Source organism: Pseudomonas sp. GW456-12-1-14-TSB6 (assembly GCF_059424205.1).
This window is the reverse complement of the sequence record NZ_JBWKZE010000029.1, coordinates 1-12,768: the sequence shown is the minus strand read 5'-3', so window position 1 is coordinate 12,768 and position 12,768 is coordinate 1. Positions and strand designations below refer to the sequence as shown.

The 12,768-nt window shown below is 59.4% G+C and carries 12 protein-coding genes; 10 read left to right on the top strand and 2 right to left on the bottom strand.

Going from position 1 to position 12,768, the window contains the following annotated elements; genetic code table 11:
• Positions 1 to 5: 5 nt before the first annotated feature.
• The 7 genes from AC07Y2_RS22885 to AC07Y2_RS22855 all read left to right on the top strand — a co-directional run bounded on the left by AC07Y2_RS22885 (position 6) and on the right by AC07Y2_RS22855 (position 6,558).
• Entirely contained in the window at positions 6 to 746 is a 741-nt protein-coding gene (locus AC07Y2_RS22885; protein ID WP_074688081.1) for an alpha/beta hydrolase family protein, read from the top strand.
• On the top strand, positions 739 to 1,233 hold the full coding sequence (locus AC07Y2_RS22880; protein WP_146040494.1) for a hypothetical protein: 495 nt from the start codon (positions 739 to 741) through the stop codon (positions 1,231 to 1,233). Before AC07Y2_RS22885 ends, AC07Y2_RS22880 begins: the two co-directional genes overlap by 8 nt.
• Positions 1,234 to 1,381: 148 nt before the next feature.
• Positions 1,382 to 2,371 (top strand): 2-dehydro-3-deoxygalactonokinase, encoded by a 990-nt coding sequence (locus AC07Y2_RS22875; protein ID WP_103386982.1) that lies wholly within the window; start codon positions 1,382 to 1,384, stop codon positions 2,369 to 2,371.
• Between the two features lie 19 nt (positions 2,372 to 2,390).
• A complete protein-coding gene (locus AC07Y2_RS22870; RefSeq protein ID WP_103386981.1) occupies positions 2,391 to 3,011 on the top strand; it encodes a 2-dehydro-3-deoxy-6-phosphogalactonate aldolase in 621 nt (206 codons plus the stop codon).
• Between the two features lie 48 nt (positions 3,012 to 3,059).
• Positions 3,060 to 4,208: a galactonate dehydratase gene (gene dgoD, locus AC07Y2_RS22865; RefSeq protein ID WP_007950849.1), complete on the top strand. Its 1,149-nt coding sequence runs from the start codon at positions 3,060 to 3,062 to the stop codon at positions 4,206 to 4,208.
• 175 nt (positions 4,209 to 4,383) lie between these two features.
• The gene (locus AC07Y2_RS22860) at positions 4,384 to 5,694 is read left to right on the top strand and encodes an MFS transporter (RefSeq protein WP_039770627.1); all 1,311 of its coding nucleotides are present in this window, start codon (positions 4,384 to 4,386) and stop codon (positions 5,692 to 5,694) included.
• Positions 5,695 to 5,754: 60 nt separating this feature from the next.
• Entirely contained in the window at positions 5,755 to 6,558 is an 804-nt protein-coding gene (locus AC07Y2_RS22855; protein ID WP_039770626.1) for an IclR family transcriptional regulator, read from the top strand.
• A gap of 4 nt (positions 6,559 to 6,562) precedes the next feature.
• On the opposite strand, the gene AC07Y2_RS22850 is transcribed toward AC07Y2_RS22855, so the two are convergent.
• Positions 6,563 to 7,615 (bottom strand): NAD(P)-dependent alcohol dehydrogenase, encoded by a 1,053-nt coding sequence (locus tag AC07Y2_RS22850; protein ID WP_039770621.1) that lies wholly within the window; start codon positions 7,613 to 7,615, stop codon positions 6,563 to 6,565.
• Positions 7,616 to 7,806: 191 nt separating this feature from the next.
• Here AC07Y2_RS22850 and AC07Y2_RS22845 point away from each other — a divergent pair, with 191 nt between their 5' ends.
• Positions 7,807 to 8,697, top strand: coding sequence for an AraC family transcriptional regulator (locus tag AC07Y2_RS22845; protein WP_103386980.1), 891 nt, complete (start codon positions 7,807 to 7,809; stop codon positions 8,695 to 8,697).
• 66 nt (positions 8,698 to 8,763) lie between these two features.
• Here AC07Y2_RS22845 and AC07Y2_RS22840 read toward each other — a convergent pair whose 3' ends face one another.
• On the bottom strand, positions 8,764 to 10,428 hold the full coding sequence (locus AC07Y2_RS22840) for an electron transfer flavoprotein-ubiquinone oxidoreductase (RefSeq protein WP_039770620.1): 1,665 nt from the start codon (positions 10,426 to 10,428) through the stop codon (positions 8,764 to 8,766).
• Positions 10,429 to 10,953: 525 nt separating this feature from the next.
• Between AC07Y2_RS22840 and AC07Y2_RS22835 the strand changes: the two genes are divergently transcribed.
• A complete protein-coding gene (locus AC07Y2_RS22835) occupies positions 10,954 to 11,703 on the top strand; it encodes an electron transfer flavoprotein subunit beta/FixA family protein (protein ID WP_007950859.1) in 750 nt (249 codons plus the stop codon).
• A gap of 2 nt (positions 11,704 to 11,705) precedes the next feature.
• The gene (locus tag AC07Y2_RS22830) at positions 11,706 to 12,635 is read left to right on the top strand and encodes an electron transfer flavoprotein subunit alpha/FixB family protein (RefSeq protein ID WP_039770619.1); all 930 of its coding nucleotides are present in this window, start codon (positions 11,706 to 11,708) and stop codon (positions 12,633 to 12,635) included.
• Positions 12,636 to 12,768 lie beyond the last annotated feature (133 nt).

Genomic DNA, 12,768 nt, shown 5'->3' with positions numbered 1-12,768 from the left:
AATATATGACCGCTGAAAATCCTGCTCTGAAAGGGTGTAAAAGACTGGTCGTGACCCACGATCTGACCTGCAAAACGGACGGAACAGTCAAGCAGGCCACGATCACTCCCAAAAAGATTGTTCTGTTTTTTGTGGGTGGTGCGGGTGATAAAGAAAGTTATTACGGCACAGGCCCCAATAATAACGTTGCTGACGTCATGAAGGTGTTTTTCAGGGATATGGAGGCTGAGGGTATTTGTTCTGATAATTATGACGCCCACCATATTGGTTATAACTATTTTATTAGTGATGATGATCTGAAAAAGAATGTGTTGGAGAAAATTACTGATGTGACCACGCCTGTATATATCATTGGGCATAGCTTGGGCGGATGGAATGGTGCGCACCTGTCAGCTGTATTGACTGATAAGGGGTATCGAATTCCGTGTCTGGTTACACTCGATCCGGTTGGCGAAGGAAAAATCGTGTGGGGGGTTTCTAACATCTACCGTCAAGAGCCGAAGCCGAAGGCGGAATATTGGGTTAACGTCAGAGCCGATGCCAAAGACTGGAATTTTTCCGATCTCGTAGCCGATTTTGGAGAGCAATGGGATATGAAAAATGGGCCCAATATGAACGGTCGAGTGAATGTGAATCACGCCGATGCCTGGGTTATCTACACATCAGCCCTGCAAAGTGGGATATCGGCCAGAGACGCTTTGATGCAGGTTGTTGTTACTCATTTTAAAGGACGGAAATGTGCGTAATATAATTTTATGCATGGCTTTCTTGCTTTGCACTTCCTGTGCGATGAATCATGATAAGCCCATTGCTCATTTACAATACGTTGGTGTTGAACGTTATTTGGATAGGGGCATTTATCAGGTGCGTTTCTCGTCCGATGTTGATGTTGTCAATCTTTTCAAATCAAGAATAAGCCAGACGCTGCTGTGCTCTTTTGAGGGCGATTTTGATTTTTCGGCACCTCACTCTGCGGGTAGATATGGAGAGGGTTTTATCGAGCCTGAAATTTCAAGTGCCGGGCCGATATTCAGAGCGGATGTTTTATTTTTCGAAAGAAAAAACGATACCAGTGAAAAAATCATTGCGGGTGAGGCATTGAGGTCTTTATTAGTGGGCCGAGAGTCTATTGTCTGTAAGGTCAGAATTAATTCCTACTCCTATAAAATATATTTGTCGGAGGACATGAAGGTTCCAACGGCAGATCTATTAAGAGAGATCGATAAATTTTAAACGGGCTGCGATTGCTGCTCAGCGAGCTGTCCGATTTTTTAGGAATTCGAATCCCAAAATATGGGATGCAAAATTACATATTGAGATTTCCAGCCTGAGAGGTCTATAGTCCAGCTCACTCACTGCCAATAACAAAACAGGTGAAGCGATGCTGGCGCAATTGATCGCGCTCGATTGGGGGACGACCTCACTACGTGCTTACAAACTCGCGGCGGGCGGGCAGGTGCTGGCGCAGCGTTCGCTGTCGTTCGGGATCATGCAGTTGCCGAAGACGCCACGGGTCATCAACGGTCGCGAATGCGCCGAGGGTTTTGAACTGGCGTTCGACGAGGCGTGCGGCGACTGGCTCGACGCGCAACCCGGCTTGCCGGTGATTGCCTGCGGCATGGTTGGCAGCGCCCAGGGCTGGCGCGAAGCGTCCTACCGCGATACGCCGGCCAACGTCGCCGATCTCGGAAAATCCCTGCAAACCGTACGCAGTCTTCGCGGTGTCGATGTGCACATCGTGCCGGGTGTGATTCAGCGCTCGACGCTGCCGAACGTGATGCGCGGCGAGGAAACCCAGGTCCTCGGCGTCCTGCAGAAGCTGCCGGTCGAGGCGGGCAATGATCTGCTGATCGGCCTGCCCGGCAGTCATTCGAAATGGGTGGAAGTGGCCGATGGCTGCATCACCCGCTTCGACACCTTCATGACCGGCGAAGTGTTCGCCGTGCTCAGCGAGCACAGCATTCTCGGCCGTACCCAACAGCACAGCGCGACGTTCGACGCCGATGCCTTCGAGCGCGGCGTGCAGGTGGCGTTATCGGCGGAGGGCGAGATCGGCGTGCTGTCGACCCTGTTCAGCGCCCGCAGCCTGGGCCTGACCGGCGAACTCAGCGCCACCGCGCAACCGGACTATCTGTCCGGCCTGCTGATCGGCCACGAGCTGACAGCATTGGCCGCCGTGCAACGACGCCGGCGCAACAGCAAACATCTTCCTTCGATCATCCTCATCGGCAACGCGCAGTTGTGCGCCCGTTACAGCCGGGCCCTCGACGCCTGCGGTTTCGCCCAGGTGACCCTGGCCGAGCAAGCCACCGAGCGTGGTCTGTGGCAACTGGCGCTCGCCGCCGGACTGATCGATTCCTCATCCCGTTAACCCTGACTGGAGGCCTGACATGCTCAAGCAAGCACTGGCGCAAAACGGTCTGATCGCGATCCTGCGCGGCCTGCATCCGCAGGAAGCCGCATCTGTCGGAGAAGTCCTGTACGCGGCCGGATTTCGCGTCATCGAAGTACCGCTCAATTCCCCCGCGCCGTACGAAAGCATTCGTATCCTGCGTAAGACCTTGCCTGCCGATTGCCTGATCGGTGCCGGCACGGTGCTGACCCCGGAACAGGTCGAACGGGTGAAAGAGGCCGGCGGCCAGGTGATCGTCATGCCCCACAGCGATGCCAAGGTGCTGCGGGCCGCGAAAGCGGCGGGGCTGTACCTGTCGCCGGGCGTCGCCACGCCGACCGAAGCCTTTGCGGCGCTGGAGGAGGGGGCGGACATTCTCAAGCTGTTCCCGGCCGAACAGATGGGCCCGGCAGTGGTGAAAGCCTGGCTGGCGGTGTTGCCGGTCGGGACGATTCTGGCCCCGGTCGGCGGCATCACGCCGGACAACATGCAGGCGTTCATCGACGCCGGCGTCAAAGGCTTCGGCCTCGGGTCTGGGCTGTTCAAGCCGGGCATGACGACTGAGCAAGTGGCGGCCAATGCCAAGGCCTACGTGGCGGCCTGGAAAGCCCTTCGCTAAGACTTTTCCGGCGCTGCGTGCGCTGCATCTAACAAGAGAGACAAGCAGATGAAAATCACCAAACTCACCACCTTCATCGTCCCGCCGCGCTGGTGCTTCCTGAAAGTCGAAACCGACGAGGGCGTGACCGGTTGGGGCGAGCCCGTGGTCGAGGGCCGGGCCCACACGGTTGCTGCAGCGGTCGAGGAATTGTCCGACTACCTGATCGGCAAAGACCCACGCAATATCGAAGACATCTGGACCGTGCTGTACCGCGGCGGCTTCTACCGGGGCGGCGCGATCCATATGAGCGCGCTGGCCGGCATCGATCAGGCGCTGTGGGATATCAAGGGCAAGGCGCTGGGCGTGTCGGTCAGCGATCTGCTCGGCGGTCAGGTGCGGGACAAGATCCGTGTGTATTCGTGGATCGGCGGCGACCGTCCGGCGGACACTGCGCGGGCGGCGAAAGAAGCGGTGGGTCGTGGTTTTACAGCGGTGAAAATGAACGGCACCGAGGAGCTGCAGTTTCTCGATACCTTCGAAAAAGTCGATCTGGCGCTGGCCAACGTTGCCGCCGTGCGCGATGCGGTGGGGCCGAACGTCGGCATCGGTGTCGACTTCCATGGCCGGGTGCACAAACCGATGGCCAAGGTCCTGATGAAGGAACTCGACCCGTACAAACTGATGTTCATCGAAGAGCCGGTGCTCAGCGAAAACTATGAAGCGCTGAAGGAACTGGCTCCGCTGACCAGCACCCCGATTGCCCTCGGCGAGCGGCTGTTTTCGCGGTGGGACTTTAAACGTGTGTTGAGCGAAGGTTACGTCGACATCATCCAGCCGGATGCGTCCCACGCCGGTGGCATCACCGAGACTCGCAAAATCGCCAACATGGCCGAAGCCTACGACGTGGCGCTGGCACTGCACTGCCCGCTGGGGCCGATTGCACTGGCGGCGTGTCTGCAACTGGACGCCGCTTGTTACAACGCGTTTATCCAGGAGCAGAGCCTGGGCATCCATTACAACGAGAGCAATGACCTGCTCGACTATGTGAAGGATCCACGGGTGTTCGATTACGACAAAGGCTTCGTGAAGATCCCCAACGGCCCGGGCCTGGGGATCGAGATCAACGAGGAATACGTGATCGAACGCGCGGCGGTCGGCCACCGCTGGCGCAACCCGATCTGGCGTCATGCCGATGGCAGTTTTGCCGAGTGGTGAGTCGCTGATTTCCTTCTAAGCGATCGTTCCCACGCTCCGCGTGGGAATGCCTCAATGGACGCTCTGCGTCCGCTCTTGGGACGCAGAGCGTCCCGGGCTGCATTCCCACGCGGAGCGTGGGAACGATCTCGCCAACAACCCTCGACCTCAATAAACATAAGAAGAGGCGCTCCCCATGCCACCGCAAACCCTCACCGGGCAAGCGACGTTAGTCACGCCCAGCCGCAAGCGATTTTTCATCATGGTGTTGCTGTTCATCACCGTGGTCATCAACTACCTCGACCGCAGCAACCTGTCGATTGCCGCCCCTGCACTGACGACGGATCTGGGCATCGATCCGGTGCACGTCGGGCTGATCTTCTCGGCCTTCGGCTGGACTTACGCCGCCATGCAAATCCCCGGCGGCTGGCTGGTGGACCGGGTGCCGCCGCGCATCCTTTATAGCGTCGCACTGTTGCTGTGGTCGCTGGCCACGGTGATGCTCGGTTTCGCCGCCAGTTTCATCGCGCTGTTCGTACTGCGCATGGCGGTCGGTGCGCTGGAAGCGCCGGCGTATCCGATCAACAGCCGCGTGGTGACGACCTGGTTCCCCGAGCGTGAGCGGGCCACGGCCATCGGGTTCTACACCTCCGGGCAGTTTGTCGGGCTGGCGTTCCTGACCCCGGTGCTGGCGTGGCTGCAACATGAATTTGGCTGGCACATGGTATTTGTCGCGACCGGCGCGGTGGGCATCATCTGGGCGGCGATCTGGTACGCGGTGTATCGCGAACCGCGTGATTTCAAAGGCGCCAACGAAGCGGAAATCGACCTGATCCGCGAGGGCGGCGGGTTGGTGGACATCGCCGCCGAAACCGCCGAGGTGAAGGCGAAATTCAGCTGGACCGATCTCGGCATTGTCCTCAGCAAACGCAAGCTGTGGGGGATCTACCTCGGCCAGTTCTGCCTGAACTCGACGCTGTGGTTTTTCCTGACGTGGTTCCCGACCTACCTGGTGAAATACCGCGGCATGGACTTCATCAAGTCCGGTCTGCTGGCGTCGCTGCCGTTTCTCGCCGCGTTCATCGGCGTGCTGTGTTCCGGGTTCTTTTCCGACTTCCTGATCCGTCGCGGCTGCACCGTCGGGTTTGCGCGCAAGTTGCCGATCATTGGCGGGCTGTTGATCTCCACCTCGATCATCGGCGCCAACTTCGTTGAATCGACGCCGCTGGTGATTGCCTTTTTGGCCCTGGCGTTTTTCGGCAACGGATTGGCGTCGATTACCTGGTCGCTGGTCTCGACACTGGCGCCGGCGCGATTGCTGGGTTTGACCGGCGGGGTGTTCAACTTCATCGGCAACCTGTCGGCGATTGCCACGCCGATTGTCATCGGCTTCCTCGCCAGCGGTGATTCGTTCGCCCCGGCGATCACCTACATCGCGGTTCTGGCATTGATCGGTGCTTTGTCCTACGTGCTGCTGGTAGGCAAGGTCGAGCGCATCAAGTTGTAGTCGGCTATGTCGGGCGACCATAATGCCGCCCGTTCCCTCGCTCAACGCTAAAGGCTGGATATGCAGGAAGACGCCCCAAAAACCGCCAAGGACGCCGCGCCGACCGGCACCCAGACCCTGCTTCGCGGGTTGGGTGTGGTGCAGGCCGTCGCCAGTGGCGCCCGTGATCTCAAAGAGATTGCCCGCCTGATCGGTACCACGCGCAGCACCACCCATCGTCTGGCCAGTTGTCTGGTGGATGAGCGCTACCTGCGCGTCGTGCCGCAAGTCGGTTATCTGCTGGGGCCGAAGTTGATCGAACTGGGTTTTCAGGCGCGTGAAGAATTGCCGCTGGTGACCCTGGCCGGGCCGTATCTGGACGAGTTGTCGGCGCTGACCGGCGACACCGTTCACCTGGGGATTCGCGAAGGCGACGAGGTGCTGTACCTGTTGAAGAATCCGGGGCGCAACGGTCCGGAAATGCGTTCGCGGGTCGGCCATCGCATGCCGTTGGCGCGGACCGGGATCGGCAAAGCCTTGATGCTGGATGACGCGCCGCAGGACTGGCAGCGCCTGTACGACATCAGCCTGCCGGCGGGTGGGAAAAGTCAGTTCTGGCCGCAGCATCCCCAGCAGTCGTGGGAGCAGATGGAGCAGCGGATGACCGAGTACGTGGCCGGCGGCTACGCGTTCGATCTGGAAGACAACGAACCGTCGATCCGCTGCGTGGCGGCGCCGATCCGCGACGCGAGCAAGCGCATCGTCGCAGCGATCAGCATCGCCAGCACCGTGCCGTACATGCCGCTGGAAAAAATGGCCGAGCTGATTCCCCTGATCAAAGGGGTCACGGCCCGGCTCTCGGCAGAACTTGGCTTGAAGGTCTGAGGAATCAGAGCTTCAGAGTCGCCATGTCGATGACGAAGCGATACTTCACATCACCGGCGATCATGCGGGCGTAGGCTTCGTTGATCTGGCGGATGTCGAGCATTTCGATGTCGCAGCTGATGTTGTGCTCAGCGCAGAAATCCAGGACTTCCTGGGTTTCGGCAACGCCACCGATCAACGAGCCGGCCAGTACCCGGCGACCCAATACCAACTTGGCGGCGTGGACCGGCGGATCGATCGGTTCGATCAGCCCCACCAGTATGTGCACACCGTCGAAGCGCAGGGTGTCGAGGTACGGATTCAGATCGTGCTGCACCGGAATCGTGTCGAGCAGGAAGTCGAAACGACCGGCAGCGGCTTTCATCTGCTCTTCGTCGGTGGAGACGATCACGTGATCGGCGCCCTGACGACGACCTTCCTCGGCCTTGCTTGCCGAACGGGTGAACAGCGTCACTTCGGCGCCCATGGCCTTGGCGAACTTGATGCCCATGTGGCCGAGGCCGCCCATGCCGAGAATCCCGACCTTGTCGCCGGCCTTCACGCCGTAGTGCTTGAGCGGCGAGTAGGTGGTGATGCCGGCGCAGAGAATCGGTGCAGCGGCCGCCAGGTTCAGCTTCTCGGGAATGCGCACCACGAAGTGTTCGCTGACCACGATGCTGTCCGAATAACCGCCCATGGTGTTTGTTCCATCGACCCGGTCCGGGGTGGCATAGGTCATGGTCGGGCCTTCGAGGCAGTATTGCTCGAGGTTCGACTGGCAGGCTTCGCAGGTGCGGCAGGAGTCGACCATGCAACCGACGCCAACCAGATCGCCTACCTTGTGTTTAGTGACATTCGCACCAACGGCGGTGACTTTTCCGACGATCTCGTGGCCGGGCATCAACGGGTAAACGGCGATGCCCCATTCGTTGCGCGCCTGGTGGATGTCGGAGTGGCAGACGCCGCAGTACAGGATTTCGATGGCGACGTCGTCGGCCCGAGGGCTGCGGCGTTCGAACTTCATCGGGGCGAGGGGCGTGGTGGCCGTTTGAGCGGCATAGCCGATGGCGGTGTACATGTGAAACCTCGCAAAAGCAGTGACAAGTGAGGCGGCGCATTCTGGGCGCCGTACGCTTGTCCGGCCATGGCGATTCCTCCGGGTGTCATGCCTAATCCTCCGGCATGCGGGGTTGATCGGTCGCATTGGCAAAAGGATCTGCGATGATGCTTTCATCCCTTTTTTCGTGATTTTTTTTGAAGAGCCACCCGATGCAATTGACCCGTCACCTTGATGCCAACGCCACCCTGGTTTCGCTGATCGAACCGCTGGCGCTGCGCGATGGTTACAGCCAGACCGGGCTGCCGGGCGTGCAGGTGTTGCGCGCCAGTTGCGACGTCGCCCGTGGCCCGCACATTTATGAGCCGAGCCTGATGATCATCGCCCAGGGCAGCAAACTGGCGTATCTGGGGCCGCGCACCATGGAGTACGGCGCCGGGCATTACCTGATCCAGGCCTTGCCGGTGCCGTTCGAGTGCGAAACCTATGCGTTGCTGGACGCGCCGTTGCTCGGCGTGTCGGTGGCGATCGACCGGGTGCTGCTCGGTGAACTGGTGCTGGCCATGGGGCTGGCGCCGGGGCGACATATTCCGGCGCAGACACCGGAGTCGATGACCTCGGTGGTGCTCGACGATGACATGCGTGGTTGTGTCGAACGCTTGCTACGTTGTCTGCACGATCCGCTGGAATGCCAGATTCTCGGCCCGGCGCGGGTGCGGGAGTTGTTGTTCGTCGCGTTGCGCGGACCTCAGGCTGATGTGCTGCGCGCGCTGGTCGAGCAGCAGGGGCAGTTCGCGCGGGTCGCGGCTTCGATCAGTCATCTGCATGCGCATTACACCGAACCGTTGAACGTCGAGACGCTGGCCAGTTGCGCGAACATGAGCGTGTCGACCTTTCATGAGCATTTCAAACGCAGCACGTTGCTGTCGCCGGTGCAGTATCTGAAGCGTTTGCGTTTGTTGAAGGCGCAGACGTTGTTGATCGCCGAAGGACTGGGAGTGGCGCAGGTGGCGCATCGGGTGGGGTATCAGAGCACGTCGCAGTTCAGCCGCGAGTACAAACGTTATTTCGAACGCAGTCCGGGGGATGAGCGCGCGGCTTGATCCTGTACAAATCGCGGGCAACAAAAAGGCCCCCATAAAGGGAGCCTTGATGTTCAGCGGATCGACTTACATGTTCGGGTAGGTCGGACCGCCGGCGCCTTCCGGCGCAACCCAAGTGATGTTCTGCGAAGGGTCCTTGATGTCACAGGTCTTGCAGTGCACGCAGTTCTGGGCGTTGATCTGGAAGCGCTTCTCGCCGTCTTCCTTGGTGATCACTTCATATACACCGGCCGGGCAATAGCGCTGTGCAGGTTCGTCGTACAGCGGCAGGTTCTTGCTCAGCGGGATGGTCGGGTCGGTCAGTTTCAGGTGGCACGGTTGTTCTTCTTCATGGTTGGTACCGGAGATGAACACCGAGCTCAGCTTGTCGAAGCTGATCTTGCCGTCGGGTTTCGGGTAGTCGATCTTCTTGCAGTCGGCCGCGAGCTTGAGGCAGGCGTAGTCCGGCTTGGTGTCGTGCAGGGTGAACGGCAGTTTGCCGCCGAAGATGTTCTGGTCCAGCCAGTTGAAACCGCCGCCGACGATGGCGCCGAACTTGTGGATCGCCGGGCCGAAGTTGCGGCTGGCGAACAGCTCCTCGTAGAGCCAGCTCTTCTTGAAGGCGTCGACGTAGGTGGTCAGTTCTTCGGTGCCGTCCTTTTCTGCGAACAGCGCGTCAGCCACGGATTCAGCGGCGAGCATGCCGGACTTCATCGCGGTGTGGCTGCCCTTGATCTTGGCGAAGTTCAGGGTGCCAAGGTCACAACCGATCAACGCGCCGCCCTTGAAGACCATTTTCGGCAGCGAGTTCAGGCCACCCTTGCAGATCGCGCGCGCGCCGTAGCTGATGCGCTTGCCGCCTTCCAGATATTGCTTGAGCACCGGGTGATGCTTGAGGCGCTGGAATTCGTCGAACGGCGACAGGTAGGTGTTGCTGTAGGAAAGATCGACGATCAGACCGACCACCACCTGGTTGTTTTCCAAGTGATAGAGGAAGGAGCCGCCGGTGTTCTCGGTGCCCATGATGTCCATCGGCCAACCGGCGGTGTGGACCACCAGGCCTGGCTGGTGTTTGGCCGGGTCGATTTCCCAGATTTCCTTCAGGCCGATGCCGTAGTGCTGGGCGTCGGCTTCGCTGTCCAGGTTATAGCGCTTGATCAGTTGCTTGCCGATATGGCCACGGCAACCTTCGGCGAACAGCGTGTATTTGCCACGCAGTTCCATGCCCGGAGTGTACAGGCCTTCTTTCGGATGACCTTCGCGGTCGACACCGAGGTCGCCGGTGATGATCCCGCGTACCACGCCGTTTTCATCGATCAGCGCTTCCTGAGCGGCGAAGCCCGGGTAGATTTCCACGCCCAGGTTCTCGGCCTGCTGAGCGAGCCAGCGGCACAGGTTGCCGAGGGAAATAATGTAGTTGCCTTCGTTGTGCATGGTCTTGGGCACAAAGAAATCAGGGATTTTTTGCGCGCTTTCGGCGTTTTTCAGCACGAAGATGTCATCGCGGGTGACGGGCGTGTTCAGCGGGGCGCCGAGTTCTTTCCAGTCCGGGAACAGTTCGTTCAGGGCCCGTGGTTCGAATACGGCACCGGACAGGATGTGTGCGCCGACTTCGGAGCCTTTTTCGACCACGCAGACGCTGATTTCCTTACCGGCTTCGGCGGCCTTCTGCTTCAGACGGCAGGCGGCGGACAGGCCAGCGGGGCCGGCACCGACGATGACCACGTCGAATTCCATGTATTCGCGTTCCACAGGCTATCTCCTACTCAAGGCTCAACAGTTTTTTTTCTAATTTGGAGGTTCGGTGTCGTATCCGTTATTGCCTTTACGTTAACGTCAAGGGTAATAATGGGCAAACCACCTTTCTCTCTAGGCGGCGCATTATATCTACACCACTCTTAGCGTCCAATACAAACGTTTGTTTGAATCGGCTCCAGCCCAGAGAAATCAAAGAAGCGCGGCTTATGACAGGGCATTTTGGCGTATTGACCAGAATGGGCGTTCCGGTCAAGATACGGGCGGTTTTGCGCTCGCCGTAGGCTGAATGGTGGTTTCAAGAGCACCTCTAAAGACAGGGCGTAGGCGGTAACCGGTGATGCGCAGCGCAGGTTCGGCGCGCAGTTTACACACCGCGAAGCGGCATGACTCGTCGGTCACGACTGACGAACGGTCATCCCGCTCAGCCGGCGTTTTTAGAGGTGCCCTTGTGCCCGATGAGCATCAACCGCCAGGTTCGCCTAGGCGACTTTCTTTTCACCGGAGAGTAACGAGGAATCCATGAAGGTTCTTGTAGCTGTCAAACGCGTTGTGGATTACAACGTCAAGGTTCGCGTCAAGGCGGACAATTCCGGCGTAGACCTCGCCAACGTCAAGATGTCGATGAACCCGTTCTGCGAAATCGCAGTGGAAGAAGCCGTACGCCTGAAAGAAAAAGGCGTTGCGACTGAAATCGTCGTCGTCTCCATCGGCCCGTCCACCGCTCAGGAACAGCTGCGTACCGCACTGGCTCTGGGTGCCGACCGCGCCATCCTCGTCGAATCCGCTGAAGACCTGACTTCCCTGGCCGTGGCCAAGCTGCTCAAGGCCGTGGTCGACAAGGAACAGCCTCAGCTGGTGATCCTGGGCAAACAGGCCATCGACAGCGACAACAACCAGACCGGCCAGATGCTCGCTGCACTGAGCGGCTACGGTCAGGGCACTTTCGCCTCGAAAGTCGAAGTCTCCGGCGACAGCGTTGCCGTGACCCGCGAAATCGACGGCGGCGCGCAGACCGTTTCGCTGAAACTGCCGGCGATCGTCACCACCGACCTGCGTTTGAACGAGCCGCGCTACGCGTCCCTGCCAAACATCATGAAAGCCAAGAAGAAGCCTCTCGAGACGCTGACTCCGGACGCTTTGGGCGTTTCCACCGCCTCCACCAACAAGACCCTGAAAGTCGAAGCGCCGGCTGCACGCAGCGCGGGCATCAAGGTCAAGTCGGTGGCTGAACTGGTCGAGAAACTGAAAAACGAAGCGAAGGTAATCTGATCATGACTATCTTGGTAATCGCCGAACACGACAACAAGGTGCTGGCTCCGGCCACCCTGAACACCGTGGCTGCCGCTGCCAAAATCGGCGGCGACATCCACGTTCTGGTTGCCGGCCAGGGCGCTGGCGCCGTGGCTGAAGCCGCTGCGAAAATCGCGGGCGTGAGCAAAGTCCTGAATGCTGATACTGCCGCTTACGCGCATCAGTTGCCGGAAAACGTTGCTCCGCTGGTGGCCGAACTGGGAGCTGGCTACAGCCACATCCTGGCTGCCGCTACTTCCAACGGCAAAAACATCCTGCCGCGCGTTGCTGCCCAGCTGGACGTTGACCAGATCTCCGAGATCATCTCGGTAGAAAGCGCTGACACCTTCAAGCGCCCGATCTACGCCGGTAACGCCATCGCTACCGTGCAATCGACCGCTGCGATCAAAGTGATCACCGTGCGTGCCACCGGTTTCGACCCGGTCGCCGCTGAAGGTGGATCGGCTGCCGTTGAATCGGTTGCCGCTGCTCACAACGCTGGCACTTCCAGCTTCGTCAGCGAAGAGCTGGCCAAGTCCGATCGTCCTGAGCTGACCGCTGCCAAGATCGTCGTTTCCGGCGGCCGCGGCATGCAGAACGGCGACAACTTCAAACACCTGTACGCCCTGGCCGACAAGCTGGGCGCTGCCGTCGGTGCTTCCCGCGCCGCGGTCGACGCAGGTTTCGTACCGAACGACATGCAGGTCGGTCAGACCGGCAAGATCGTTGCGCCACAGCTGTACATCGCGGTCGGTATCTCCGGCGCGATCCAGCACCTGGCCGGCATGAAAGACTCCAAAGTGATCGTTGCGATCAATAAGGACGAAGAAGCGCCGATCTTCCAGGTGGCCGATTACGGCCTGGTGGCGGATCTGTTCGAAGCCGTACCCGAGCTGGAGAAGCTGGTCTAATCCGGCTGCTTCACTTATAAAGAGCCCGACCTTTTGGTCGGGCTTTTTTTTTGTCCGTGTCTCGTCCTGAATAAGGTTTACACCTTCTGGCTTCTTATCAGGAGGGTGCAATGGATTCGGGCGCAAAACGCAG